The 26,755-nt window shown below is 67.2% G+C and carries 28 protein-coding genes; 13 read left to right on the forward strand and 15 right to left on the reverse strand.

What is annotated here, in order from left to right:
- Positions 1–8 precede the first annotated feature (8 nt).
- A complete protein-coding gene (locus tag ON22_RS04495; RefSeq protein ID WP_033244330.1) occupies positions 9–650 on the reverse strand; it encodes a TetR/AcrR family transcriptional regulator in 642 nt (213 codons plus the stop codon).
- Between the two features lie 145 nt (positions 651–795).
- On the opposite strand from ON22_RS04495, the gene ON22_RS04500 reads away from it, so the two are divergent.
- From ON22_RS04500 to yhjD, 3 genes are read left to right on the forward strand one after another with little or no spacing between them, the layout of a single operon-like run.
- Positions 796–1,734, forward strand: coding sequence for an oxygenase MpaB family protein (locus ON22_RS04500; RefSeq protein ID WP_231508576.1), 939 nt, complete (start codon positions 796–798; stop codon positions 1,732–1,734).
- Positions 1,735–1,755: 21 nt separating this feature from the next.
- Positions 1,756–2,790, forward strand: a complete 1,035-nt coding sequence (gene trpS, locus ON22_RS04505; protein ID WP_033244331.1) for a tryptophan--tRNA ligase — start codon at positions 1,756–1,758, stop codon at positions 2,788–2,790.
- A 44-nt stretch (positions 2,791–2,834) separates the two neighbouring features.
- A complete protein-coding gene (gene yhjD, locus ON22_RS04510) occupies positions 2,835–3,878 on the forward strand; it encodes an inner membrane protein YhjD (RefSeq protein ID WP_174375551.1) in 1,044 nt (347 codons plus the stop codon).
- A gap of 91 nt (positions 3,879–3,969) precedes the next feature.
- On the opposite strand, the gene ON22_RS04515 is transcribed toward yhjD, so the two are convergent.
- The 5 genes from ON22_RS04515 to ON22_RS04540 all read right to left on the reverse strand — a co-directional run bounded on the left by ON22_RS04515 (position 3,970) and on the right by ON22_RS04540 (position 10,182).
- Positions 3,970–5,271 carry a D-alanyl-D-alanine carboxypeptidase family protein gene (locus ON22_RS04515; RefSeq protein WP_051157153.1) on the reverse strand — a complete coding sequence of 434 codons (1,302 nt, stop codon included), beginning with the start codon at positions 5,269–5,271 and terminating at the stop codon, positions 3,970–3,972.
- 64 nt (positions 5,272–5,335) lie between these two features.
- Complete coding sequence (locus ON22_RS04520; RefSeq protein ID WP_033244332.1) at positions 5,336–6,433, reverse strand: adenosine deaminase; 1,098 nt, start codon at positions 6,431–6,433, stop codon at positions 5,336–5,338.
- 539 nt (positions 6,434–6,972) lie between these two features.
- A complete protein-coding gene (locus ON22_RS04530; RefSeq protein ID WP_033244334.1) occupies positions 6,973–8,271 on the reverse strand; it encodes a thymidine phosphorylase in 1,299 nt (432 codons plus the stop codon).
- A gap of 336 nt (positions 8,272–8,607) precedes the next feature.
- Positions 8,608–9,609, reverse strand: coding sequence for an LLM class flavin-dependent oxidoreductase (locus ON22_RS04535; RefSeq protein WP_033244335.1), 1,002 nt, complete (start codon positions 9,607–9,609; stop codon positions 8,608–8,610).
- Between the two features lie 177 nt (positions 9,610–9,786).
- Positions 9,787–10,182 (reverse strand): cytidine deaminase, encoded by a 396-nt coding sequence (locus ON22_RS04540; protein ID WP_033244336.1) that lies wholly within the window; start codon positions 10,180–10,182, stop codon positions 9,787–9,789.
- Between the two features lie 654 nt (positions 10,183–10,836).
- On the opposite strand from ON22_RS04540, the gene ON22_RS04545 reads away from it, so the two are divergent.
- The 8 genes from ON22_RS04545 to ON22_RS04580 all read left to right on the forward strand — a co-directional run bounded on the left by ON22_RS04545 (position 10,837) and on the right by ON22_RS04580 (position 17,864).
- Entirely contained in the window at positions 10,837–11,097 is a 261-nt protein-coding gene (locus ON22_RS04545) for a GreA/GreB family elongation factor (RefSeq protein ID WP_043739836.1), read from the forward strand.
- A 615-nt stretch (positions 11,098–11,712) separates the two neighbouring features.
- Positions 11,713–12,111: a succinate dehydrogenase, cytochrome b556 subunit gene (sdhC, locus tag ON22_RS04550; protein ID WP_081595325.1), complete on the forward strand. Its 399-nt coding sequence runs from the start codon at positions 11,713–11,715 to the stop codon at positions 12,109–12,111.
- Positions 12,112–12,114: 3 nt separating this feature from the next.
- Positions 12,115–12,546, forward strand: a complete 432-nt coding sequence (locus ON22_RS04555; protein ID WP_033244339.1) for a succinate dehydrogenase hydrophobic membrane anchor subunit — start codon at positions 12,115–12,117, stop codon at positions 12,544–12,546.
- 15 nt (positions 12,547–12,561) lie between these two features.
- Complete coding sequence (sdhA, locus tag ON22_RS04560) at positions 12,562–14,361, forward strand: succinate dehydrogenase flavoprotein subunit (protein WP_051157154.1); 1,800 nt, start codon at positions 12,562–12,564, stop codon at positions 14,359–14,361.
- Entirely contained in the window at positions 14,361–15,134 is a 774-nt protein-coding gene (locus tag ON22_RS04565) for a succinate dehydrogenase iron-sulfur subunit (protein WP_033244340.1), read from the forward strand. The genes sdhA and ON22_RS04565 overlap by 1 nt, the downstream gene beginning before the upstream one ends.
- 135 nt (positions 15,135–15,269) lie before the next feature.
- Complete coding sequence (locus ON22_RS04570; protein WP_174375552.1) at positions 15,270–16,187, forward strand: metal ABC transporter substrate-binding protein; 918 nt, start codon at positions 15,270–15,272, stop codon at positions 16,185–16,187.
- Positions 16,184–16,918: a metal ABC transporter ATP-binding protein gene (locus ON22_RS04575; protein ID WP_033244341.1), complete on the forward strand. Its 735-nt coding sequence runs from the start codon at positions 16,184–16,186 to the stop codon at positions 16,916–16,918. The genes ON22_RS04570 and ON22_RS04575 overlap by 4 nt, the downstream gene beginning before the upstream one ends.
- A 46-nt stretch (positions 16,919–16,964) precedes the next feature.
- Positions 16,965–17,864 (forward strand): metal ABC transporter permease, encoded by a 900-nt coding sequence (locus ON22_RS04580; RefSeq protein ID WP_033244342.1) that lies wholly within the window; start codon positions 16,965–16,967, stop codon positions 17,862–17,864.
- Here ON22_RS04580 and ON22_RS04585 read toward each other — a convergent pair whose 3' ends face one another.
- The 7 genes from ON22_RS04585 to ON22_RS04615 form a co-directional block, all read right to left on the reverse strand.
- Complete coding sequence (locus ON22_RS04585) at positions 17,865–18,548, reverse strand: JAB domain-containing protein (protein ID WP_081595326.1); 684 nt, start codon at positions 18,546–18,548, stop codon at positions 17,865–17,867. It lies immediately after the preceding gene.
- Between the two features lie 61 nt (positions 18,549–18,609).
- On the reverse strand, positions 18,610–18,807 hold the full coding sequence (locus ON22_RS04590; protein WP_033244343.1) for a type II toxin-antitoxin system VapB family antitoxin: 198 nt from the start codon (positions 18,805–18,807) through the stop codon (positions 18,610–18,612).
- 200 nt (positions 18,808–19,007) lie between these two features.
- On the reverse strand, positions 19,008–20,258 hold the full coding sequence (locus ON22_RS04595; protein ID WP_033244344.1) for a SatS C-terminal domain-containing protein: 1,251 nt from the start codon (positions 20,256–20,258) through the stop codon (positions 19,008–19,010).
- A gap of 174 nt (positions 20,259–20,432) precedes the next feature.
- Entirely contained in the window at positions 20,433–20,780 is a 348-nt protein-coding gene (locus ON22_RS04600; protein ID WP_033244345.1) for a YbaB/EbfC family nucleoid-associated protein, read from the reverse strand.
- Positions 20,781–20,850: 70 nt separating this feature from the next.
- Entirely contained in the window at positions 20,851–21,201 is a 351-nt protein-coding gene (locus ON22_RS04605; protein WP_051157155.1) for a hypothetical protein, read from the reverse strand.
- Positions 21,202–21,265: 64 nt separating this feature from the next.
- Positions 21,266–22,360, reverse strand: coding sequence for a C40 family peptidase (locus ON22_RS04610; protein ID WP_033244346.1), 1,095 nt, complete (start codon positions 22,358–22,360; stop codon positions 21,266–21,268).
- 3 nt (positions 22,361–22,363) lie between these two features.
- Entirely contained in the window at positions 22,364–22,678 is a 315-nt protein-coding gene (locus tag ON22_RS04615) for a type VII secretion target (RefSeq protein WP_033244659.1), read from the reverse strand.
- A gap of 152 nt (positions 22,679–22,830) precedes the next feature.
- Between ON22_RS04615 and upp the strand changes: the two genes are divergently transcribed.
- Positions 22,831–23,454, forward strand: coding sequence for a uracil phosphoribosyltransferase (gene upp, locus ON22_RS04620; RefSeq protein ID WP_033244347.1), 624 nt, complete (start codon positions 22,831–22,833; stop codon positions 23,452–23,454).
- Between the two features lie 6 nt (positions 23,455–23,460).
- Here upp and ON22_RS04625 read toward each other — a convergent pair whose 3' ends face one another.
- Together ON22_RS04625 and ON22_RS04630 are read right to left on the reverse strand one after the other, a co-directional pair.
- On the reverse strand, positions 23,461–24,960 hold the full coding sequence (locus tag ON22_RS04625; RefSeq protein ID WP_033244348.1) for a phospho-sugar mutase: 1,500 nt from the start codon (positions 24,958–24,960) through the stop codon (positions 23,461–23,463).
- Positions 24,960–25,826: a purine-nucleoside phosphorylase gene (locus tag ON22_RS04630; protein WP_373280842.1), complete on the reverse strand. Its 867-nt coding sequence runs from the start codon at positions 25,824–25,826 to the stop codon at positions 24,960–24,962. The genes ON22_RS04625 and ON22_RS04630 overlap by 1 nt, the downstream gene beginning before the upstream one ends.
- A 21-nt stretch (positions 25,827–25,847) precedes the next feature.
- On the opposite strand from ON22_RS04630, the gene ON22_RS04635 reads away from it, so the two are divergent.
- A complete protein-coding gene (locus tag ON22_RS04635; protein WP_033244350.1) occupies positions 25,848–26,552 on the forward strand; it encodes an enoyl-CoA hydratase-related protein in 705 nt (234 codons plus the stop codon).
- Positions 26,553–26,755 lie beyond the last annotated feature (203 nt).

Here is a 26,755-nt window from a genome sequence, read left to right on the forward strand (position 1 = left end):
CGGAAGGATCAGGCCGGATCGTTGCGCTGGGCGAAGTCTTCGCCGAGGAGGACGAAGACATCGGTGGTGTAGTCGATGAGGGTATCGCGGTTGATCGCGAGATCGCCGCGGACCCAGCTGGTGAGGGTTTGAACGAGGCCGCCCACCAGGTAGGTGGCGCGGAAATCGATCACCGGGTCCGGGGCGGGATCTGTGATGCCGTAGAACTCGATACCTTCGCTGGCCACCAGCCGGGCGAAGACGCGGATGGTTTCGGTGGTGCGGGCGCGTAGCTGTGGGGTGGCCATGGCGGCGACCATGGTGACCTCGGTTTTGCGGGGGTCGTCGGTGAGCAGGTGGATACCGGCGGTGATTGCGGCGTGGGCTCGGGCGCGGGAATCGCCGGTCGCGGTGTGCGCGGCGGCGACGATGGCCAGGACCAGTTCTTCGGCGATTCCGTCCACCAGTGCGGTGAGCACGTCGTCGCGGCTGCCGAAACTCTCGTAGTAGTAGCGCTCGTTCAGGCCGGCCTGCGCGCACATTCCCGACACGGTCAGCTTGTCCAGGCCCTGGGTGCCGATGATCTCCAGTGCCGCGTCCAGAAGCGCGGACCGTCGCTGGGCCCGCCGTTCCTCTGCGGACAAACCGCCGTAGGTGCGCTGCGCTGCCATCCCTAAATGATGGCGGGTGGACGGCCGACGGGTGTGGGCGGGGCAATTTGGTGGTTGGTCTTGCCAGAAATTCGCAACTGGTGGATGCTATTGCCAGATGCGCGGATGCGCGGTGCTCAGAGTTGAGCTGGACCGGGAGGCTGAGATGGCCATGGACACGGGATACTTTGCCGACGATTCGATGATCCGGCGGGTTATGCGGAAACGGGCCGTGGGCCTGACCTACGGGCTGCGGGCGCTGGTGATCGGGGCGGTACACCCACTGCTCTATGTGGGGACGGCCGAATCCACCGAGCACCGGGATACGCCCTACACCCGGCTGGCGCTCACCGGGAAGCTGTTCGAAGCGGTGTTCTTCGGGACGAAGGAAGAAGCCGATCGGGCGCTCGAGTTCACCGGGAAGAAGCACCAGAAGGTGGTGGGGCGGATTCCGGAGGATGCGGGGGAACATCATCCGGCGGGGACGGCCTACTCCGCCTACGACCCGCATCTGAGCTTCATGACCATGGCATTCACCTTCGAATCCGCGGAGGTCATGTACGACCTGCTGGTCAAACGGCTCACCGATGGCGAGCGCGAGGATCTGTACCAGGACTACGTGCGGTGGGGAGAGCTGTTCGGGATGCCGCGTGACGCCGCCCCGGCCGACTACCGGGCATTCCGCGAGTACTTCGACGGCTATCTCTCCTCCGACGAACTGTTCCTCACCGACGAGGCGCGCAAGGTCGGCAACTATCTGTGCGGGCATGTCGTGCCCTATCCGCAGCCGCTGCCGGCTCGGCAGGTGAGTTCGGCGTACTACCTGCTGGTGCAGGGCAGCCTGCCGGAGCGGATCCGGGAGATGTACGGCATCGAGTGGAAGCGCACCGACGAACTCGCCTACCGGGGGTTGGCGCAGTCGGTACGCAATGCCCACAGCGTGCCGTCGGTCCTGGTACCACGGCCGGTGAAAACAGCGCTCAACGGGCCGAGTGCGCCGGTGTACCGGCTGATCACCAAGCAGGAACAGGAGCTGGCCCGAGCCGGAAAGCGCAGTATGCCCGGTATCGACCCGCGCAAGTGGGCAGAGCGAAATTCGGCTTGAGCCGCATGCGAAGATCGGGGCATGTCCAGTCCTGCCCAAACCCCCGCCGTGGGGGAGCGTAAACAGCGAGTGCTCTCCGGCATCCAGCCGACCAGCGCCTCGTTCCATCTCGGGAACTACCTCGGTGCCCTGCAGTACTGGGTGACCTTGCAGGACGACTACGACGCGCTGTACTTCATCCCGGATATGCACGCCATCACGGTGTCGCAGGATCCGAAGGAACTCCGCAAACGCACCCGGATCGCGGCGGCGCAGCTGCTCGCCCTCGGGATCGACCCGGCCCGCTCCACGCTGTTCGTGCAGTCGCAGGTGCCCGAGCATGCGGAGCTGGCCTGGGTGCTGAGCTGTATCACCGGCTTCGGGGAGGCGAGCCGGATGACGCAGTTCAAGGACAAATCGGTGAAACAGGGGGCGGACAACACCACCGTCGGGCTGTTCACCTACCCGGTGCTGATGGCCGCCGATATCCTGCTGTACCGCCCGCATCAGGTACCGGTGGGCGAGGACCAGCGCCAGCATCTGGAACTCACCCGCAATCTCGCGCAGCGCTTCAACACCCGGTTCAAGAAGACCTTCGTCATCCCGGAGCCCCATATCGTCAAGGGCACCGCCAAGATCTACGACCTGCAGGATCCCACCGCCAAGATGAGCAAATCGGCGAGTTCGGACGCCGGTCTGATCAATCTGCTGGACGATCCCAAGGTTTCGGCGAAGAAGGTGCGTTCCGCGGTCACCGACACCGAACGCGAAATCCGCTACGACGTGGAGAACAAACCGGGTATCAGCAACCTGCTGGTGATCCTGTCGGCACTCACCGAAACGCCCATCGTGACCCTGGAGAAAGACTACGCGGGCCGCGGTTACGGTGATCTGAAAGCCGATGTCGCCGACGCACTGATCGGATTTGCCACCCCTTTGCGGGCGAAAGTGGAAGAGTACATGGCGGATCAGGGCGAACTCGATCGCATCCTCGGCATCGGCGCCGAGCGTGCGCGCGAGATCGCCGGTAACACTCTCGCACAGGTCTACGACCGAGTCGGGTTCCTCGCCCGCTGATCGGTCGCCCGGCCCGTGCGCGTTGGCGGTGAGGGGCGCAGACAGTGCAGGTGATCGACAACGTCAAATCCGCGATCAGCCGGATGGTCGGGCAACGGCCCTGGCTGGACCATATGGTCCGGGCCTTCGGCAGATACCAGGACCAGCGCGGTGACTACTACGCGGCGGGGATCACGTATTTCACCGTGCTGTCACTGTTTCCGCTGCTGATGATCGCGTTCGCCATCGCCGGTTTCGTGCTCGCCGGAAACGACGAGCTGCTGCGGGAACTGCAGGACAAGGTCGTCGAGAACGTCCCCGGCGAAATGGGTGGCCAGCTCAACGATCTGATCGATCAGGCGGTCGGTTCGCGCGGTGCGGTGGGTGTGCTCGGCCTGCTCACCGGGCTCTACTCGGGGTTGGGCTGGATGGCGAATCTGCGCAAGGCCCTGACCGAGCAGTGGGAACAGAAATCGAACGAGCAGAGCTGGTTCCACACCAAGCTCTCCGATCTGGTGGCCCTGCTGGGACTGTTCCTGGCGCTGGCTCTTTCGCTCGGACTGTCGGTCCTGGCGTCGAGCCGGCTCGGCGTGCAACTGCTGGAACTGGTGGGGTTCGAGGAGATGCCGGGGTCGCGGTGGCTGTTGTGGCTGCTGTCGACGGTGCTCGCGCTGGTCGCTTCGTGGGCGTTGTTCACCTGGATCATCGCCCGGCTACCGCGGGAGCCGGTCACCGTGCGCAGCGCCGCGAAGGCCGCGGTCCTGGCGGCGCTGGGGTTCGAGGTGTTCAAGAACATCGCCGGGATCTACATGCGGTCCGTGCTGAGCAGTCCGGCGGGGGCGGCGTTCGGTTCGGTGATCGGCATCATGGTGTTCAGCTATGTGGTGTACCGGATCATCCTGTTCGCCACCGCATGGGCGGCGACCGCGCGGGAGAACGAGCAATTGGTATCGGTTCCGGTTCCCGAACCCGCGGTGATCCGGCCACGGGTGCAGACCACCGGGCGGCCGGGCATGGGTGGGGCGGCGGCACTGTTCGGCGCGGGTGCGCTCACCACACTGGGGGTCGCCAGGTTGCGCCGGGGCCGGGTGCAGAAACGCGCCGAGTAACGGCGGATTACCGAGTCGCTGCTGCGGTCAAGGGATTTCCCGGGCGGGACGGGCGGATTTCGTGTTGTTGCCGCCCGGCCCGGCCGGGATGTCAGTGCCGCCTGGTCCGGACGTGCCAGGTGCCGACCAGCAGGATCGGGACAAGGATCAGACCGGCGACCATGAGCAGCATCCACAATTCGTCGTATTCCTCGTCCGCCGCGGGTTGCGCCGAGTATGCGATATCGCCGTTATCGGGCGGAACAGCCAACCCCGGAGCGCCGGAAACGGTTTCGGCCTCGTCGCCGGGGATATCGCCGACCTTCGCGGCAGGATCCAGCGCGAAACCGTAGTCGAGCAGCCGGGCGGCCTGCTCCCACGGGCGGATCGGCAGCACATCGGCCTGCAGCAGCGTGACGACGAGCCGGCGTCCGTCACGTTCGGCCGCCGCGACGAAGGTCTGCCTGGCGTCGTCGGTGAAACCCGTCTTCCCACCGAGCGCCCCGGGATAGTTGTAGAGCAGGCCGTTGTCGTTCGCGATCGGGAACCCCGGATGGTCTTGATCGCCGGGAATCGCCGGGTTCGGTGGATAACCGGGGAAATCGAGCTGCTCGGTGCCGATCATCTGCGCGAACAGTGGTATCGACATGGCTTCGCGGAACAGCAACGACAGATCGTAGGCCGACGTGCTCATCCCCGGCCCGTCCAGCCCGGACGGAGTGGCAGCACGAGTGTCGTAGGCGTGCAGGGCTTTCGCGAGATCGTTCATCTTCGCGACCGCGGCCTCGTCGCCGCCGAGCTGGGCGGCGATCGCATGCGCGGCATCGTTGCCCGACGCCATCACCAGGCCGTGCAGCAGCTGCCGGTTGGTATACCGGCCACCCGGGCCGATCCCGACACGCGTGCCCTCCACATCGGCATCGGCCTGGGTGCCGACGACGACCCGGTCCAGGTCGAGCGTGCGCAAGGCGACGGTGGCCAACAGCACCTTGATGGTGCTGGCCGGGCGGTACCGGCCGTGCGGATCCTTGGCGGCCAGCACCGCCCCGGTATCCAGATCGGAGACCATCCACGCGGTCGCGGAGATATCCGCCGGTACCGCCGGGGCAGCCGCGGGCAGGACGATCCCGCATTCGCCGAGGCGTTTACCGCCGACCGGCGGATCGGGGATCGGCAGGGCAGTGGGCGGGGCCTCACCGGGCGCGGGGACCTCGGACGAGTCTATGGCCGGCGGCGGCTGTGTCTTCTGCGGGCAGCTGTCGGTGACCGGGGTCGCGAACGGGGTGGTGGTGGGCGGTGGTGGCTGCGCTGCCGCGGGGCCGCCGACGATCAATGGTCCGGCCGCGAGCACCGCGGCGGTGAGCACCGAGCCGAAACGGCGGGCGGTGCGCTGGTGGAGCTCGGTGGTGTACATCGGGGAAGAGCCTAGAAGGTTTTTCGGGCAGCGAGACATCGGCAAAGGACTCGCCCCACACACCTCAGCCCAGGAGAACCGCGTAACCGGGTTTGATGATGTCGTCGATGATCCGCAGTCGTTCCGGGAACGGGATGAACGCCGATTTCATCGCGTTGATGGTGAAACGTTCCAGATCGCTCCAGCCGTAGCCGAAGGTCTGGTGCAGTTTCAGCATCTCCCGGCTCATACTGGTATCGCTCATCAGCCGGTTGTCGGTGTTCACGGTGACCCGGAAACGCAGCCGAGCCAGCAGATCGAACGGATGCTTGTCCAGCGAGGGCACCGCTCCGGTCTGGACGTTCGAGGAGGGGCACAGTTCGAGCGGCACCCGGGTGTCGCGTACGTATTGGGCGAGCCGGCCCAGCCGGGCGTCGGCGATCCCGCCGGTTACCTCGATATCGTCGACGATTCGCACCCCGTGCCCGAGGCGGTCGCAACCGCAGAAGGCCAGCGCTTCGTGGATGGACGGCAGGCCGAACGCCTCACCCGCATGAATGGTGAAGTGGGCGTTGTTCACCCGCATGTACTCGAAGGCGTCCAGATGGCGGGTGGGGGGATAGCCGGCCTCCGCGCCCGCGATATCGAAACCGCATACGCCGCGGTCCCGGAAGCGCACCGCCAGTTCCGCGATCTCCCGTGAGCGGGCGGCATGCCGCATGGCCGTCAGCAGGCAGCGCACCACGATGGGATGCCCCGCCGCCGCGGCTGCCGCTTCTCCGGCGGCGAATCCGGCCAGGACGTGTTCGACCACTTCGTCCAGGGAGAGGTCCTGTTCCAGATGTTGTTCCGGCGCGAACCGGACCTCCGCGTAGACCACGCCGTCGTCCGCCAGATCCTCGGCGCATTCGCGGGCCACCCGGTGCAGGCCCTCGGGGGTCTGCATCACCGCGACGGTATGGGTGAATGTCTCCAGATAGCGTTCGAGCGAACCGCTGTCGGCGGCGTCCCGGAACCACCGGGCCAAACCCGCGGCGTCGTCGGCGGGTAGCTCGTCGTAACCGCAGTCGCGGGCGAGTTCGAGGACCGTCGCGGGCCGCAGACCGCCGTCGAGGTGATCGTGCAGGAGCGCCTTCGGCGCCCGGCGCAAGGTGGCGAGGTCCAGCGGCATGGGTCCGGTCATGTACCGACGGTATCGCCGATTTCCGGGCCGGGCAGCCGTACGCTCCGAATGATCCCACCTCTTCGGCTGCCGCTCACTCCGAGTTCCCGGGGCGGTCAGGCGGCCGTTGCGTGTAAGTAGCCGGTGAGTGGGACGAACCGGGGCAAGTCGCAAGGCTCCTCAGGCCCGGCCCGGCCCGTCTACCGGGGCCCGCCGGTGCCGGTGGTACTTGCACGTCCGGCAGCAGTGGTGGATATGCCGCCCCCTGGACTCGGCCGAGACTGTCTCGGGCTGCCGGCAGGGCGAAGACGTACCTTGTCCGTTCAGCTACCGGGCGCAGATGCCTACAGTCAGGTCCGTGCCGGATTGATCGCCGCGCCGCCGGTGCAGGCCGATTGCCGAGCGTGCCGCTTCGGCCCCGCATGAGCACATACCGTCATCGATGCGTTTGTGTATTGACCGCGGTCGAGCGAGACCGCGTCGGCGGGAACCGGTGTTTCGCGGTCGACCGACCGATCAGGCCCAGCTCCCGAGTCGGCGCCCGGGCACGCCACCGGCATTCATCCCGGGCCGACCCGGTCGAGGATCAGAGGGCCGCCGCGGTCGTGTTCCGGGGAGTTCGGGCTGATCGTGACAGCCGCGGCCAGCGCTTCGACTGCCGCGGGTAGTACGTCCGGAGTGTCGGTGTGGAGAGTGAGCAGCGGTGAACCGGCCTTCACCCGGTCTCCGACAGTTGCGTGCAGGCGGATACCCGCGCCCGCTTGAACCGGGTCGCCCTGCCGGGCTCGCCCGGCGCCCAGCCGCCACGCGGCGACTCCGACAGCGCGCGCGTCCAGGCCGGTCAGCGTGCCGGTTGCGGGTGCGGACAGGGTTTCGGTGTGTTTCGCGACCGGTAGCGGTGCCTCCGGGTCGCCGCCCTGGGCGCGGATCATGCTGCGCCAGTGGTCCATTGCGCGTCCGTCGGTGAGTGCCTGCGCGGGATCGGTGTGCAGCCCGGCCAGCGCGACCATCTCGCGGGCCAGCGCCAGAGTCAGTTCGACCAGATCCGCCGGGCCGCCCCCGGCCAGCACCTCCACCGCCTCGGCGACTTCGAGCGCATTACCCGCGGTACGGCCGAGCGGTGTATCCATGGCCGTCAGCAGGGCGACGGTGTGCACCCCGGCGTCGGCGCCCAGCTCGACCATGGTGGTGGCCAGTGTGTGGGCTTCGTCCCGGGTCGGCATGAAGGCGCCCGCGCCGACCTTCACATCGAGTACGAGGGCGGCGGTGCCTTCGGCGATCTTCTTGCTCATGATCGAACTCGCGATCAGTGGGATCGATTCGACCGTGCCCGTGGTGTCGCGCAACGCGTAGAGGCGTTTATCCGCCGGTGCGAGGTCGGCGCCTGCGGCGCAGACCACGGCGCCGGTGGCCGGGTCGGAGAGGATTTCGCGCATCCGGTCCGGGCTGATATCGGCACGCCAGCCAGGGATGGATTCCAGTTTGTCCAAGGTCCCGCCGGTGTAGCCCAGCCCGCGACCCGACAGTTGCGGAACCGCCGCACCGCACGCCGCCACCAGCGGGGCAAGCGGCAGTGTGACCTTGTCGCCGACGCCGCCGGTGGAATGCTTGTCGACGGTGGGCCGGGGCAGATCGGTGAAATCCAGCCGGCGGCCCGAGTCGATCATCGCGCGGGTCCACCTCGCGGTTTCGCGGCGGTTCATGCCACGCAGCACGATGGCCATCGCCAGCGCCGACATCTGCTCGTCGGCCATCGCACCACGGGTGAAAGCGTCGATGGCCCAGTCGATCTGCTCGTCGGACAGCTCGCCGCCGTCCCGTTTCGCCCGGATGATCGATATTGCGTCGTGTGCCGTCACGCCCTCAGTCTCGCAGCGCTCCGGGCAGAAAGCAGGCGACCGGCCGTGGGACGGCATCCGGTCGTCGCTCCGTCCTCGACTGCCTGCGTGCGGGCTACCTCGGTGTGGTCTCGACGACCGTGGCGCGGGAGTCGAAGGACGTCAGGGCGGGCACCCCGTCGGTACGGTCCGTCCGTGCGGCAGGTCGACCGTGCTCTGGGTCTCGGCACCGGACTGCTGGTGAGCGACTCGTAGCCGCCGCCGGTGGCCGAGGCATCCCGGTCCCAGCGACGAAGCCTCGGCGTGTGCATCGTCATAGCCGGTGTTCTCGGTGCCGCGGGCGGGCCCGGCGGCGATCTACTCCTGCAGAGCGCGCAGCGTTTCGAGGCGGTGCTGCACGGTGGGGCCGGTGGGTGCCACGATGATCTCGTCGGCGCCGGTCTCCTTCACCAGCGTGTCGAGGCGGTCCCGTACTTGTTCGCGGGTGCCGATGGCCTGATCCGCGTTGCGGTCGTCGACGAAAGCGTCCTCGGCATCCGACCACGGGTAGGCCTCGGCCTCTTCCAGCGTCGGGATGCGCTGCGGCAGTTGGCCGGTGCGCATCCGCAACTGCACCAGGCTCTGCGGCAGGGTCCGGCGGCGGGCTTCGGCTTCGGTATCGGCGACCACCGTCGCCACCGCCAGCATCGACCGCGGTTCGCTCAGCACCTCCGAGGGACGGAATTCGCGCCGGTACAGCTCGAAAACCAATGGAGTGGTGCGTCCACCCGCGAAATGGTGGGCGAAGGCGAACGGCAGCCCCATCATGGCGGCGAGCCGGGCACTGAAATCACTGGAACCCAGCAGCCACATCTCGGGCGGATCGCCCTCGCCCGGAATCGCCCGGATCCGGTCGCCCTGACCGCCCCGGAGTGGCGGGATGGTGCCGAAATAGGCAAGGAGCTCCACTACCTGCTTGGGGAAATCCTCCACGGCCTCGGCGGTGGCGCCGCGCCGGATGGTCGCCGAGATCAGCGGATCCGTTCCCGCGGCCCGGCCCAGACCGAGATCGATCCGGTCCCCGTACAGCGCGACCAGGGTCCCGAACTGTTCTGCCACGACCAGCGCCGCGTGATTGGGCAGCATCACCCCACCGGAGCCGACCCGGATCCGCTCGGTCGCCGCGGCCACGGCCGCGATCAGCACCGGCGGCGCCGAACTGGCAATTCCCGGCATACCGTGGTGCTCGGCCACCCAGAACCGGCGGAATCCCAGCCGCTCGGCCTCGCGGGCGACGGTCAGCGTATCGGCCAGCGCCTGCCGATGTGATCCGTCGGCGGCGACGGCGGCCAGATCGAGCACGGAGAGGGGAACAGTCATACCGGGACCAACCTCCGGGGTTGCGTGGTGATTCCGGTCCCGCCGAATCGGTGGCGCCGACGCCGTGGGTCGGGTGCCCCGTGCGCCGTACGACGGTGATCCGGCGGCCCTGGGTTCGCTGACCGGATCCGGGCGCTGGGCTCGAACCGCCGCTCGACAGCCACGGGATGAGACCGATCAGATGCGACCGGCCGCGAGGTCGTCCGGTCCGAAAGCATCGCGCAGTAGATCCCCCAGCGGGAGCGGGCCCGCGGGATGGTCGATCAAGAGTTCTTTGCCCCCGAACTCGTACAGCACCTGCCGGCAGCGACCACAGGGCAGCAGGATCTCTCCCCGTGAATCGCAGACGGATACCGCGATCAGCCGAGCCGGTGACCGGGTGCGCTGGTTGCCGACCAGGACACATTCCGCGCACAACCCCAGCCCATAGGACACGTTTTCCACATTGCAGCCGATCGAGATCGTTTCCCCGTCCCAGCCCGCCGCCCCCACCGGGAACCGGGAGTAGGGCGCATAGGCCCGGCTCATCGCCGCAAACGCCTCGGCCCGCAGCCCTGCCCAGTCGATACCCATACGCGCTCCCGTAGGTGTGTGTGGTCGAACGGTCGGCTTCCATGTCTACCGTTGTCGCCACCGCACCGCCCAGTCGTTCCGAGCTCACCGTGGCCGACGAGCGGGGACCGCGCAGCGGCTGTCGGCTCGTCGGCCGGCCCGAAGTGGTGACGCGCCGCGGGTCCGCGCCGAACCCGACGCGACCCACCGGTGGCGCAGCGCCCGGCGCGGCTCACGTGTACTCGGCCCACCGCAAATCGAATGCGACCATCGGTGGCGCAGCGCTCGGCGTAGCTGACCCGAGCTCGGCCGACCCCAAACGCGACCATCGGTGGCGCGGTGCTCGGTGCGGCCCACCACAAACCCGATGTGACCAGCGGCGGTGCCGAGTTCAGCGAGATGTGCCAGTTTCGGCCAACCCTGCGGACCGGACGTGACCAGCGGCGCAGCCGAGTCTTACGAGGCCCTGTGAGGTTTTGGCCCGTCCCTGCTGTCAGTGCTCGATGCGATGCGGCGCAGCCGCGAGCATCGAGTGCTGACAGCAGGGACCAAGGGGGGCCAAAACCCGCGCCGACGGAGTCGGCGCCATCAACACTGAAACACCGCGTTCGGTTCGGAGATATGTAGGGTGCCGGGCCGTCCGGCCCGGCCTCGTGGTCGCCAGGAAGGTGCCGAATGACGCTTCCGAAGTTCCTCATCGTCATGGTGTATTCGAAACTTATGTTGTCCAGGCTCAATGCGTTCGACGAGGTCGAGGTGCAGCTGGAGTACCAGATCGTGCCCGATTACGACGCCGATCCCGCGGTGGGCAGGTACCCGGAGAGCGCACCGGCCAGTCAGGCGCTACTCGGGCATGTGACCGGCGATATCGTCGATACGGAGTTCAACTACGAAGCGGTGCGGTTGCGGGTGGAGGCGATCGGCGAGGGCGACTGAGCCGTCGCCGGGATACGAGTGGTTCGGCCGCGGCGCCGGGCGGGTCTCTTGTTCCGCCCGGCGCGTGGGCCGGTGTCACGATTTCCGGGAGATCTTTCGCCGGGCGCCCGATTCTTCGGCTACTCTCGAGTAACTTGACCCATTCCACTGAGACATTTTGCACATTGCCCCGGCGCACAATGGCGACCTCGGCATTGAGAGCATTCGTCGCCGGCGGAAATCGGGCCCCGTTCGCGTGGAATCGTGTCGATTCGGTAAAACCGTTGCCGGGCAATGAATTACCAGTTGAATACCGGCGCGGGACATGTTCGGCAGGCCGGGTTGTGCGGGCGTGGGTGACCCGTCGCGTAACCCTGTGGCGACCGGAGAAAGGCGACCCTAACCTGCCTGATATCGCTGCAACGCGCGGCACGCCGAATTAGTTCCGCCAATGTGAGGGGATTAGAGTCCAGATCAGATCGGTTACACGTTCGGCGGCGGCGAGCCCAGCGACCGCGGCCCCGGGATAGGGCCCTGTCACAACCCGGCTGGTGCGTCACCGAATCCCGGCTCCACCGCACCGGTGCCGGGATCTGTGACCGGGTCCATCAACGATGTTGGAGGCACCGAGACTCTATGGCCACGATAGAAGCTCCGGCTCAGCCGAAGCGTAAAACGCTGTACCGAGGCGACCCCGGTATGTGGTCCTGGGCCCTGCACCGGATCACCGGTGTCACGGTCTTCTTCTTCCTGTTCGTGCACGTCCTGGACACCGCGCTCGTCCGAGTCAGTCCCGAAATCTACGACGAGGCGATCGAGCTCTACAAGACGCCGATCGTCGCGCTCATGGAAATGGGCCTGGTCTTCTGCGTGCTGTTCCACGCGCTCAACGGTGTGCGGGTCATCCTGGTGGACTTCTGGTCGCAGGGCCCGCGCTATCAGAAGCAGATGCTCTGGGGCATCATCGGCCTGCTGGTGGTGCTCATGGTGCCCACGATCGGCCGCATGTTCTACCTACTGTTGACGGAGCACTGAGCCATGACTGCACCTGTTCTCGGTAAATCTCACGATCGCCCGGCGAGCCTGGATCTCCCGCGGTCGCCGCGAGGCCACGCAAGCAGCAACTTCGAGAAGTACGCGTGGCTGTTCATGCGTTTCTCCGGTGTCGCGCTGATTGTGCTGGTCCTCGGTCATATGGCGATCATGTTGCTGCTCGACGGTGGTGTGAAACGGTTGAACTTCGCGTTCGTGGCCGGCCGCTGGGCGAGCCCGTTCTGGCAGATCTGGGATCTGGCCATGCTGTGGCTGGCGCAGTTGCACGGCGGCAACGGTCTGCGCACCGTGATCGCCGACTACTCGCGCAAGGATTCGACCCGCTTCTGGCTGAATACGCTGTTGGTGCTGTCGATGATCCTGATCATGGGCGTGGGCACCTACGTCATCTTCACCTTCGACCCCAACATCAGTTAGGAACGGCCCCCTCGCATGAGTGAGAGCAGCGAACGAACCGACACCACTGTTGAGTCTCGGCCTGTTCAGGAGCACCGCTACGACGTCGTGATCGTCGGCGCCGGTGGCGCGGGTATGCGGGCGGCCATCGAGGCCGGCCCCCGGGCGCGTACCGCGGTGCTGACCAAGCTGTACCCCACCCGCAGCCACACCGGCGCGGCCCAGGGCGGTATGTGCGCGGCCCTGGCCAATGTCGAAGAGGACAACTGGGAGTGGCACACCTTCGACACGGTGAAGGGTGGCGACTACCTGGTCGACCAGGACGCGGCGGAGATCATGGCCAAAGAGGCCATCGACGCGGTACTGGACCTGGAGAAGATGGGCCTGCCGTTCAACCGCACGCCCGAGGGCAAGATCGACCAGCGCCGGTTCGGCGGGCACACCCGTGACCACGGCAAGGCCCCGGTGCGGCGTGCCTGCTACGCGGCCGACCGTACCGGTCACATGATCCTGCAGACGCTGTACCAGAACTGCGTCAAACACGACGTGGAGTTCTACAACGAGTTCTACGTGCTCGATCTGGTGATGACAGATACCGAGCGGGGCCCGGTCGCCACCGGCGTGGTCGCCTACGAGCTGGCTACCGGCGAACTGCACGTGTTCCATGCCAAGTCGATCGTCTTCGCCACCGGCGGTTCCGGCCGGATGTACAAGACCACCTCCAACGCGCATACGCTCACCGGCGACGGTATGGCGATCGTGTTCCGCAAGGGCCTGCCGCTCGAGGATATGGAATTCCACCAGTTCCATCCGACGGGCCTGGCCGGGCTCGGCATCCTCATCTCCGAGGCGGTCCGCGGTGAGGGTGGCATCCTGCGCAATGTGGACGGCGAGCGATTCATGGAGCGCTACGCGCCCACCATCAAGGATCTCGCGCCGCGCGATATCGTCGCCCGTTCGATGGTGCTCGAGGTGCTCGAGGGCCGCGGCGCCGGCCCGAACAAGGATTACGTCTATATCGACGTGACCCACCTCGGCGAGGACGTCCTCGAGGAGAAGCTCCCCGATATCACCGAATTCGCCCGCACGTACCTGGGTGTGGACCCGGTGAAGGAACTGGTGCCGGTCTTCCCGACCTGTCACTACGTGATGGGTGGTATCCCGACCCGCATCCAGGGCGAGGTGCTGCGCAACAACACCGATGTCGTCCCCGGCCTGTACGCCGCCGGCGAATGCGCCTGTGTCTCCGTGCACGGCGCCAACCGGCTCGGCACCAACTCGCTGCTCGATATCAACGTATTCGGCCGGCGCGCCGGTATCGCCGCCGCCGAATACGCGCAGCGCGCCGAATTCGTCGAGATGCCGGAGAGTCCCGCGCAGATGGTGCAGGACTGGCTCTCGCTGATCCTGTCCGACCACGGCAACGAGCGGGTCGCCGATATCCGCACCGAATTGCAGCGGTCGATGGACAACAACGCCTCGGTGTTCCGCACCGAGGACACGCTCAAGCAGGCCCTCACCGATATCCACGCGCTCAAGGAGCGTTACGCCCGGATTACGGTGCAGGACAAGGGCAAACGCTACAACAGTGATCTGCTCGAGGCCCTGGAGCTGGGCTTCCTGCTGGAGCTGGCCGAAGTCACGGTGGTCGGCGCGCTCAACCGCAAGGAGTCGCGTGGTGGTCACGCCCGCGAGGACTACCCGGACCGCGACGATGTGAACTTCATGCGGCACACGATGGCCTACAAGGAAGGCGCGGATCTCCTCTCGGATATCCGGCTGGACTTCAAGCCGGTGGTGCAGACCCGTTACGAGCCGATGGAGCGTAAGTACTGATGACCGCTGTAGCCGAAAAGCCCGCAGCCGCGAACCCGGCGCCGGTGCCCGAGGGCTCGACCATGATCACCGTCAAGGTGGCGCGGTTCAACCCGGAGGACGGGCAGGGCCAGCACTGGGAGTCGTTCCAGGTGCCGGCGCTGCCGACGGACCGCTTCCTGAACGTCCTCATCTACATCAAGTCCTACCTGGACGGCACGCTCACCTTCCGGCGCTCCTGTGCGCACGGGGTGTGCGGGTCGGACGCGATGCGGATCAACGGTGTGAACCGGCTGGCCTGCAAGGTCCTGATGAAGGATATGCTGCCGAAGAACGGTAAACCGGTCACGATCTCCGTCGAGCCGATCCGCGGCCTGCCGGTGGAGAAGGACCTGATCGTCGATATGGAACCGTTCTTCGACGCGTTCCGGGCGGTGAAGCCGTACCTGATGACCTCCGGTAACGAGCCCACCTACGAGCGGATCCAGAGTCAGGCCGATCGCGCCCGGTTCGACGACACCACCAAATGCATCCTGTGTGCCTGCTGCACCACCTCGTGCCCGGTGTACTGGCACGACGGCAGCTACTTCGGCCCGGCCGCGATCGTGAACGCGCACCGCTTCATCTTCGACAGCCGCGACGAGGGTGCCCGGGAGCGTCTGGACATCCTCAACGAGGTCGACGGGGTGTGGCGCTGCCGCACCACCTTCAACTGCACCGATGCCTGCCCGCGCGGTATCGAGGTCACCAAGGCGATTCAGGAAGTCAAGCGCGCACTGCTGTTCGCGCGCTGATTCGTTGTCGTCGCAACCGCCCCCGTGTCCTGCACGGGGGCGGTTTTGCATTCCCGGTCGTTCGGGTTTCGTCACACGAACTTGATAATTCGGGTACCCGAACTTACCATTCTGACTGGAAGGCGGTGGTTCGGCATGCAGGTATTTCTCCGGCTCACCGCTGTATTGGCGGTCTGCGCAACAGCGGTCGTCCTCACCGCCTGCCAGACCTTCCACCTGCCACGCAACGGGAAACCGGTGGTGGTCACCACCTTCACCGTGCTGGCCGATATCGCCGGCAATATCGCAGGTGAACACCTCGAGGTGCAGTCGCTCACAAAACCCGGTTCGGAGATCCACGGCTACGAACCGACGCCCGGCGATATCAAACGTGCCGCCAAAGCCGATCTTATCCTCGACAACGGGATGAACCTGGAGGCCTGGTTCGGCCAGTTCGTCGCCGACCTCGACGCCGAGCACGTCACCGTGAGCGAGGGAGTGGCCTCGGTACCCATCACCTCCGACGCCTACGCGGGCAAACCCAACCCGCACGCCTGGATGTCCCCGCTCAACGTCCAGACCTATGTCGACAATATGGTGGCCGCCTTCACCCGCCTTGCCCCCGAACACGGTGCCGTGTTCCGGGCCAACGGTGACAACTACAAGCTGCGGTTACAGCAGGTGCACGATGAACTCGTCGCCGAACTTCGCGATCTGCCGCGCCGGCAGCGCGCCCTGGTGACCTGCGAAGGCGCGTTCTCTTACCTGGCTCGCGACGCTGGTCTGTCGGAGGCCTATATCTGGCCGGTCAATGCCGAACAGCAGGCCACACCGCAGCAGATCACTCGGTTGATCGAATACGTCCGCGACAATCAGGTACCCGCGGTGTTCTGCGAATCCACCGTCTCCGACGCGCCTATGCAGCGGGTCGTCGAGGCTACGGGTGCGCGGTTCGGCGGTGTTCTCTATGTGGACTCGCTGTCCGCGGCGGACGGTCCGGTGCCGACCTATCTGGACCTGATCCGCCACGACGCCGAAACTATCGCCGCCGCACTCACCGGGAGCCGGTCATGACAATCCCCGCGATCGACGTCGACGGCGTCACTGTCTACTACGGCGAGGTGCAGGCCCTCGACGGCGTCCGGCTGGCGGTGGACCCCGGCCGCGTATGTGCGCTGATCGGAATGAACGGCTCGGGTAAATCGACGCTGTTCAAAACGCTGATGGGCATGATCGTCCCGGACCGCGGCACCGTCCGTATCGGTGGTGAGAAACCGGCGATGGCGCGCCGCTCCGGAGCACTCGGATATGTACCGCAGAGCGAAGCGGTGGACTGGTCGTTCCCGCTGTCGGTCCGCGATGTGGTGACCACCGGCCGCTACGGCCGGATGGGTTTCACCCGGCGCGTGAGCCGTACCGACCGGGCCGCGGTAGACGAGGCGCTGGAGCGGGTCGAACTGACCGATCTCGCGGATCGGCAGATCGGGCGGCTCTCCGGCGGCCAGCGTAAACGCGCCTTCGTGGCCCGGGGGATTGCGCAGGACGCGCGGGTCCTCCTGCTCGACGAACCGTTCGCGGGTGTGGACAAACGCTCCGAGGCGACGATCACCGGATTGCTGCGTGAACTGGCCGCCGGCGGTGCGACAGTCCTGATCTCCACCCACGACCTGCACGCTCTGCCCGGACTGGCCGACGAGGCGGCGCTGCTCATGCACCGGGTGCTGGTGCACGGCAGCACCGAGGAGGCTCTGCGTCCGGAAAATCTCGCGCTGGCGTTCGGACTCGACGTGCTGGAACAACGTTGACTTCCGCCCGGGTCGCCGGTTTCCTCGGAGCAATCAGGTGAGTGTCATGGATATTGTCGAATTCCTGCTCGAACCGCTGCGGTACGCCTTCATGGTCCGCGCGTTGATCACGAGCCTGATCGCCGCGATCGTCTGCGGCCTGCTCTCGTGCTGGCTGGTACTCGTCGGCTGGTCGCTCATGGGCGATGCGGTCTCGCACGCCGTGCTGCCCGGGGTGGTGCTCGCGTACATCGCGGGAGTTCCGTTCGCCGTCGGCGCGGTGATCTTCGGCTTCCTGGCCGTGGCACTGATCGGCCTGGTCCGCGATACCAGCCGGGTGAAAGAGGACGCCGCCATCGGCATCGTGTTCACCACTCTGTTCGCCTTCGGCCTGGTCCTGATCTCGGTGACCCCCAGCGATACCGACCTCAACCACATCATCTTCGGCAATATCCTCGGCGTCGGACCGGACGAACTGGTGCAGATCGCCGTCCTGGCCGCCTTCGTCTTCGTGGTTCTCGTCCTCAAACGACGCGATTTCACGCTGTACGCCTTCGACCGTATCCACGCCTACGCCATCGGCCTGAACCCGCGCGTACTCGGCGCGACACTGCTCGGATTGCTGGCGGTGACGGCTGTCGTGGCGTTGCAGGCCGTGGGCGTCGTTCTGGTGGTGGCCATGCTGATCATCCCGGGCGCCACCGCCTACCTGCTCACCGATCGGTTCGGTCGGATGCTGGTGCTGGCCCCGGTCATTTCGGCGCTCTGTGCCCTCATCGGCCTCTACGTCAGCTACTACGCCGATACCGCGCCCGGCGCGACCATGGTTCTCGCGCAGGGCGTGGTGTTCACCCTGGTCTATCTGTTCGCACCCCGGCAGGGGCTCATCGGGTCCCGACTGGTCATCGCGCGACGCCGCGCCCGAGAACGCAGTACGGCGGCGATCGCCGAGGACGAATCCGGCTGATCACGGGTCCGGCTCCTCGAGTGGGGCGGCGCGTCGCCACTGCTCGCCGGCGAGCACCACATGGTCCAGGAAACGGAGGCCGACGGTATGCGCCGCGGCCGCGACCACGCTACTGGCGCGCCGGTCGTCGAGACTGGGGGAGGGGTCACCGGAGGGGTGGTTGTGTACCAGGGCGAAAGCTCGGCCGTCGTTCCGGAGCACGGTGTTGAGGATTTCGCGTACCGGCACCGCCACCTCGTCGATGGCGCCTTCGGCGACGAATACCGATCGCCGCAGTCGGTTGCGCGTATCGCAGACCAGCACCAGCAGACGCTCGATCCGCGCCCCGGCGAACAGTGGAGCGGCTGCCAGCGCGATATCCTCGGCGCGCAACAGGGGTGGCGCGGGTGCCGGGCCGAGGCGGGCGCGGGCGGCGAGTTGGAAGGCGGCGATGATCGCGGCGGCCTTGGCGGTGCCCACACCGCCGAGGCGGGCGAGTTCCTCGGGACGTGCCGAGGACAATCCGGTTACTCCACCGAATTCGGCAAGGAGGGCGAAGGCCAGTTCGACCGCGCTCGCCCCGCGTCGGCCCTGACCGAGCAGCAGTGCCAGTAGTTCGCCGTCGCTCAGCGCCTGCGGGCCCAGTGCATACAGCCGCTCACGTGGACGCTGAGTGACGGGCAGATCGGTGATCGGTACCGACATGATTCCCCCTCCGGACTCCGTATGCCCGGATCATGCCAACGGGTACCGACAGTTCGCGCTGTCAGCTGTCCACGATTGCGGGCTGCGGTGACCGGTTCAGTGCCGACGCAGCCAGCCGCTCGAAATGCCGGAGCTGTCGTTCGTGGACCACGATCCGGCGCAGCGCCTCGTGGATCGTGGCCTTGTCGGTCCCCGTTCCCATGATTGCGCCGGCGGCCGCCAGCAGATCCTGATCCAGATCGATCCGCACTGTCGGCATGCGTCCTCCTTCGTACATCTGCCCTGCTACCGCAGTGTGCTGCCGTCCCCACCCGGAGGGCACCGGCCGAGGCTGCGCGACGGCAAAACACCGCTGGCCAGACAGTTTGCCCAGTTCGTGCCGGTTTATCGACCGAATGGGCTTGCGTGTGTCCACATCGAGACCTACCGCTGCGCGAACCGGGCGCCGACCGGGCCGGTTCAGCGCGGAGTCAGCCGGGATTCGAAATTGCGTTCCAGCTCACGCCAGCCCCGGGCCTCGGTGTCGAACGGCGGATTGGGTGCCATCCGGGTCGGGTCCGGGTTCAGCAGATAGGAGACGTACCAGCCGAGTGGAGTCGATTTCGCCAGAGCCTGTTCCACCGCGTCGTCCTCGGCGTAATCGGCGGCGTCGGTGAACAACTCCAGCACCAGATCCAGTTGCTCGGTGTCCACCGCCTCGGGGCCCTCGGCCAGATCGTCGGCCAGCCCGGGCAGCACGTAAACGTTCTCGTCGGTGACCTCGACCTCGAGCGAGCCGTCCACCGCGGCCGTCTGCACCTCGGCGAAGGTACTCACCCGGGCCAGATCGTGTTCGTGATCATCGGCGAGGTAGCGGGCCAGGGCGCGTTCGCTACCGAATACGGAAATGGACTTCTTGGCCCCGAGGAAAATCGGCTCGTCGTCGAGATAGCAGCGCAACGTGAAATATTCCGAATCCGAGGTGACGATCTTGACGGGGTCGATCCCGACTTCCTCCCAGAACGTGAGGTCCTCGTCTTCGTCCTCGTCGTCGGCGGTCAGATCGACGGGTTCGATATCGGTGTCGTCGTCGGTATCGGCGACATCGTCGGCATCGACCTCGTTCTCCTCGGCGGCCAGCAATTCCGCCTCGGCCAGGGCCACCGCTTCGGCGTCCACGGACGGGACACGCACCACCGAATCGATCGAATCCAGCACATCGTCCCAGCTCTTGGCCACCGCGGCGCCGATCTGATCCCACAGTTCCAGGCCCTCGCGGCCCACGAACATGCCGGTACCACCGGCCAGCGCACCGAGGGCCGGATGCGTGGCGAAGAACTTTGTCACCGTCTCGAGTTCGCAGACCTCGCCGATATTGCGGACCATGGTCAGCGTGTCCTCGAGCTCGGCGACGGTATCGCCATCGGGATCACCCGCGGCCAGCTCCGGGACACCGACCAGGTCGAACGAGTAGTTGTCCTCGGGCTCCAGTTCCGCGGCCGATAGCCCGGCGACAACTTTCCAGGCGGGATGATCGACCAGGTCGTTATCGGAATCGGTCCGGATGAAGGCCGCCAGTTCGGCCACGGATTCGAAGCCGTACAGGGAGTCCTCGTGTCCTAGGAACGCTTCCCACTCGTCATCCCCGTCACGCCAGCGCGGTGCCCAGAGGGTGACGAGATCGCCGTCGGTCAGTCCGAGCTCGATCGGGACGATGTCTCCAGAAGCCATACGCGGAAGCCTAATAGGTAGAGCAGGGCCGAGCCCACCCCTGGGCCGACCACAGCCGGAGCGGACGATGGACGTACCCCGTGCGGTGCACGACCGGAGCATACGCCGAGGTGGTGCCGATAGCACTGTCTGCTCGCCGCGGCGCCTGTGAAACGGGCCCGCGACCGGCCGTGATCAGGCGTTGCCGGGATAACCTCCGGCCGGTTGTGCGTCCGCTTGCGCCGCCGGTGCGAACGATTCGTTCAGTGCGGCAACGACCTCCGAGCGCCGGCCCCCGGCCTCCTCGGCGGCCTGGCGGCACGCCGAGAGGATCAGCTGTGCGGCTTCGGCGGGCGGGAGCGAGGTGACCCCCTCGGCGAGTTGCAAAGCCACCAGCGCCCCTTCGCTGTCGATCTCCGCGCTCACCAGTCCGTCCTCGGTGGTGAACCGGCCCCGGATCTGTTTCAGACCGTACAGCGCCGCTTCGAGCGCCTCCAGTTTCTGAGTGGCCCCCGCGACCAGGGCGTCCATTTCCGCGCTCATGCTGCATCCCTCCTGGATCCCCGTGGTTGCGCGCCGTGCTGATACCGCGCGACCGGCAATTCGCAGCGGCTCATACCGGCCGCATCCAGCTCGTCGGCCCGGTGTCGGCGTCGTCCATCCGATCCAGTTCGTCGACCGCCTGCTGCCGGGTCGGCAACCCCAGCTGGTCCAGGATCTCCGCCGGCATTCCGTTCTCGGCCAGTAGTTCCCGGCGTTTCGCCTGCGCTGCGATCGTCGAACGTTTGGTCAGCCGCAGGATCTCATCGGCGAGTGCCTGTGCGCCGTAACGGTATTCGCTGCGCTCGAATTTGATCTCCACCGGCATGCCCTGATCGGTGGCCCGTACCGACAGTGTGCCGGAGCGATTCCTGCTCCCGGCCACGGTGACGTTCGGTATCTCGGGAACCTGCTGCTCACTCATACTTCTGTCCAGTCGTCATGATCGGATATCCGCCCATCGCGGGGCAGCCTGGCATATGGCCGACTCATTCCGTCGGCCGGTAGAACCCGTAGAACTCCATCCCGCTGTTTTCGGTGCGCACGGAACCGACCTGTACCGGATCGCCGGCCTCGACGATCTGGCCGTTGCCGATCACCATGGCCACGTGGCCGTCCCAGATCGCCAGATCTCCGGGCATGAGATCGCCCGCGGAGACGGGGGTGGCGCCGTTGGCCTGCTCGTGGGCGAGGCGTGGGATCTCGACCCCGGCTTCGCCGTAGGCGTATTTCGTCAGGCCGCTGCAGTCCAGACCGGCGCCCGGCGTGTTACCGCCCCAGACGTACGGGGTGCCGACACAACCGAGGGCGGATTTCACCGCGGTGGCCGCCTTCTCGTTCGGTGCCTCCACGACACTGCCGTCGGGCAGGGTGATCTTGACCCCCTCGCCGGAGGTGGTGCCGGTGGAACTGGTCGTCTTACCCGGTGTTCCGGCGCTCGTCGTGGTGGTGCTGCCGCTGGGGCTCGACATCGCGGTGCTCATCATCGTGCCGGCGACCCCGGCGACGCTGCTGAGGCCCGAGGTCACCGTGGAGATCGCCTGGCCGGCCACCGGCGCGGCGCTCGCGGCCGACGGGGTGGGCGGCGGTGGGGCGAGTTCGTTCATGGAAGCCGTATGGGTCTGCAGTTCGTTCTGCACCCGCCCCACAACACCAAGCGCCTGCCCCAGATGATCGATCGCGGACCCGACCAGCACCGTCAACCCGGCCGGAGTACCCAGGGTGGGGGCCATCGCGGTGGCGTTGTTCACGAACGATTGCGCGATGACGGTGAGATCCTTGTTGCCGGTTTCGACATGGGCCGCCGCCTGCCCCATCACCGTGGCCATCTCGTTGCCGCGGTCGGAGATACTCGCGGCGGAGGTCTGCACCCGCAAGGCCTTGGAGGTCGCGGCGTCGGCGCCGGTACCGTCCCAGGCGGTGTTCATCAGATTGATGCCCGTACGGCCGAGTAAATGCACCTGATCGATCGCGGTGGACGCCGCCCGCAACGAATCACCCGGGCCGCCGGTCCCGAGCACGCCGGTACCGAAACTGGCGAGCAGGTCGAGAATCGGTTTGGCCAGTGCGCTGATGTCGATCACCGGTCACTCCCCGGCGGCACCGCGCAGGGCGGCCGCATTGCTGGTATCGGCCTCGGCGTAACTCACGGCGGCCACCCCCGCCGCTCCGCTCATGGTGCCCAGTACGGCGGACAATTGGCCGATCGTCGCGGTATGACCCGCATGCGCGGCGGCATAGGCAGCCAGGAAATCGCCACCGACCAGACCGAAGATCGGCCCGAGAATCGCGGGCGCGGCACCCGAGGTCCCGGCCCCTGCCGCCGCGAGCTCGGAGGCCATCACCCCGGCAGTGGTGCCGTAGGCCGCGATGCCTTCGGCATCGGCTGAGATGTTCACCATCAGAGGTTCCCCCATCGACTTCGTTTAACGGGCAGAGTATGTCATCTACCGGATTCGACGCACCGGCTTCCCGCTCGGTTCCACCGAAAATCGAAATCCGGAAATCCCCGGCGCGACGGCGGCGCGCGCGGGTTCGACCTTATCGTTTCCCCATGCGCACGCACACCCTGGACCATCCGCTCGTGGCGAGCCTGCTGACCACACTCCGCGACGAACGCACCCCCGATCCCGCGTTCCGGGCCGCATTGCGCGACCTGTCCGGACTACTGGTCTACGAGGCGCTACGCGATGCGCGGGTCGAGTACTACGACATCGACACACCGGTCATCGCCACCCGCGGTGTGCGCCTGGCACACCCGCCGCTGCTGGTACCGGTTCTGCGGGCCGGGCTGGGCATGGTGGAGGCGGCCACGAATATGATCCCGCAATCGAGAGTGGGGTTCGTCGGGCTCGCCCGGGACGAACAGACGCACCGGCCCGTGCCCTATCTGGAATCGCTGCCCGAGGATCTGTCCACGACACCGGTCATGGTGCTGGATCCGATGCTGGCGACCGGCGGCTCCATGGTGCACACGTTGAAGCTGCTGGCCGGGCGCGGGGCCACGGATATCACCGCGGTATGCGTGGTCTCGGCGCCGGAGGGGATCGCGGCGCTGGCCGGTTCGGGACTGCCCGTCCGGTTGGTGACCGCGGTGATCGATGACCGGCTCGACGACGACGCGTTCATCGTGCCCGGGCTGGGTGACGCCGGTGACCGGCAGTTCGGCCCGCGGTGAGCACGTTCAAGCCGCCAGTGCCCGGCAGTACGCGGCTGCTGCCGAAAGGCGTTGCCGGGCAGATTCTTTCGCGGCCGGTAGCTCGTCCCGGCGGGAAACCGGCTGCACCACCTCCAGGTAGCATTTGAGCTTCGGTTCGGTACCCGAGGGGCGCACCACCAGTCGCAGGCCGTCACCGGTGAACAGCAGCGCGTCCGTGCGCATCCGGCCGCGCAACTGCGCCATATCGGTGTAATCGACTGCGGTACCGGCGAGTTCCCGCGGTGGCGTCGTACGCAAAGTGTTCACCACCGCCGCCGCGGCCTGCTGATCCGGCAGACGCAGCGCGACCTGATCGCCGGCATGCACACCGAAGCGCAGCGCGTAATCGTCGAGCTCGTCGAGCAGGGTGCGGCCCCGTGCACGCAGCCGCGCCACCAGATCGGCGGCCAGCACTGCGGCGGAGATACCGTCCTTGTCACGCACGGCCGCCGGGTCCACACAGTGACCGAGCGCCTCCTCGTACGCGTACACCAGGCCCTCACCCGCCCGGGCCAGCCATTTGAAGCCGGTGAGAGTTTCGGCGTAACGGGCGCCGCGCTCGGCGGCCAGCCGGGAGAGCAACCGCGACGAGACGATCGTGGTCGCCACCAGCGCATCCGGTGCGGCGGTTCGCAGCACAGCATCGGCCAGCAATACACCGGTCTCGTCGCCGCGCAGCATGCGCCAGCCCTCGGGAGTGGGCACGCCGAGCGCGCAGCGGTCCGCGTCGGGATCGAGGGCGAGGGCCAGATCGGCATCCACCCGTTCGGCCAGCCGCAACAGCAGGTCGGCGGCGCCGGGTTCCTCGGGATTCGGGAATGCGACCGTAGGGAAATCCGGGTCCGGGGTGAACTGTTCGGCCACCGTGTGGATATCGGTGAACCCGGCCGCGGTGAGCGCCTGCACCACCGTGGCGCCGCCCACCCCGTGCAGCGGTGTGAGCGCGATCCGGATCCGCGCGCGTTCGCCCGGACCACCGATCAGCTGCGGCAGCTGGGCGACCCGGGCGAGGTAGCGGGAGTACAGGTCGCTGTCCGAGGTCTCCACCGGGGTACGCGGGATCGGTTCGGTCACCGCCGCGATCCGCTGCTCGATCTCGGTATCGGCGGGAGCGAGCAACTGTGCGCCGCCCTCGACGTACACCTTGTAGCCGTTGTCGGCGGGCGGGTTGTGCGAAGCGGTGATCTGGACACCGGCCACCGCGCCGAGCGCACGGACGGCGAACGCGGTCACCGGCGTCGGCCACGGTTCGGGTAGCCGGACCACCGGGAAACCGGCCGCGGCCAGCACCTCGGCGGTGACTTCGGCGAACTCCGCCGACCCGTGCCGGGCGTCGCGGCCGACCACCACCCGTCCACCGCCCAGGCAGCGGTCCCGCAACCATGCCGCCAGGCCCGCGGTCGCGTGGGCGACGGTGGTCTCGTTCATCCGGTCCGGCCCCGGACCCAGCGGGCCCCGCAGACCCGCGGTGCCGAACGTGAGCACTACAGCTGCTCCAGCAGCCCGCGCAGCAGTTTGCCCAGCCGGGGCGCGGCGGCCTGTCCTTCGGCCAGCACCTCGGCGTGCGCCAGCGGCGCCCCGGTGACACCGGCCGCCAGATTGGTGACCAGCGAGATCCCGAGCAGCCGGGCACCCAGTGCGCGCGCCGCGATGGCCTCGAGCACCGTGGACATGCCGACCAGGTCGGCTCCGATGGTGGCCAGCATGCGGATTTCCGCGGGGGTCTCGTACTGCGGTCCGGTGAGCCCGGCGTATACGCCGTCGGTGAGATCCGGGTCGATCCGGCGGGCGAGGTGCCGTAGTTCCGGATCCCAGGCATCCACCATGTCGACGAATGTGGGCCCGGTGAGGGCGGTCGCGCCGGTGAGGTTGATGTGGTCGCGCACCAGCACCGCCTCCCCGACACGCAGGCCGGGCCCGATACCGCCGGCGGCGTTGGTCAGGATCACCGTTTCGGCGCCTGCCGCCACCGCGGTCCGCACCGGATGCACCACTTCGGCGGGGGAATATCCCTCGTAGAGGTGCTGGCGGCCCATGAGGACCAGGGCGTCGATATCGCCGACCGGTACCGACAGCACCCGGCCGATATGGCCCTGTGCGGTGGGCGCGGCGAATCCCGGTAACTCCGGCATGGGGATTTCGGCGGTGGGGACGCCGAGTTCGGTGGCGGCGTCCTGCCACCCCGAACCGAGCACTATCGCGACCCGGTGCCGGGCCACGGAGGTCCGGGCGGCGATTTCCTGGGCAGCCTCGTCGGCAAGCATGGCGGTCAGTCTATGGCCTCCGGACGCCGCGGACCGGTGTGATACCGGATGTGGTGACCGCCGCCGACCGCTGTGGGAGTCCGGCAGTCCTGCGGATACGCTGCACAGATGCCGTACCTGGAACGCGTGGGGAACGTTTTCGTATTGTCGCTGGGCAACGAGGGCCAGACCGACAGCGAGAACCGCTTCGGCCACGAATGGCTCGACGAGACGCACGCCCTGCTGGATACCGTGGAGGCGAGTCCGGGGCCCGCGGCCCTGGTCACAACGGCCACCGGCAAATTTTTCAGCAACGGCCTCGACACCGACTGGCTGTTCGCCAACCTCGACCGTATGCACGGTTATCTCGATCTCGTCCACGGCCTGTTCAGCCGGATCCTGGCCTTCCCGCTGCCCACCCTGGCTGCGGTGAACGGGCATGCGTTCGGTGCCGGCGCCATGCTCGCGAGTTCGCACGATTTCCGGATCATGCGCGCCGATCGCGGGTTCTGGTGCCTGCCCGAGGTGCATCTCGGGATGCCGTTCACGGTCGGGATGAACGCGCTGGTCACGGGGCGGCTGACCAATCAGGTCGCGCTCACCGCGATGACCACGGGCCATCGGTACGGCGGCCCGGAGGCTTACGCCGCCGGAATCGTCGACGAGACCGCCGACGCCGCCGCCCTGCGCGATACCGCGATCACCCGGGCCGATGCCCTGGCAGCCAACCGGAATGCCAGCCTTCCGGTGATCAAACGTTCGCTGCACGCGGCGACGCTGGCCGCGCTGGCGGTCCCGACCACCCCGGACAACCTGGAATTCGCCAAGAGTTAGCATCCGGGTATCCGTTTCGTTGTCACTGTTCCGGTGGTCACACCCGGGACGTCGCCGGGCGCGGATCCGGCCGTGGTGGGAAACTGGAGGTGACGGCCGTTCTCCGGGGGGACGAGTGGAACCGCCGCCTGTACCGCGACCCAGGTCGCGGGCGATATGTGTTACGGGCCGATCCCGGCACGCGGAGATGGTTCGCAGCTGCT

The organism is Nocardia carnea NBRC 14403 (assembly GCF_000308515.1).
GTDB classification, from domain to species: domain Bacteria; phylum Actinomycetota; class Actinomycetes; order Mycobacteriales; family Mycobacteriaceae; genus Nocardia; species Nocardia carnea.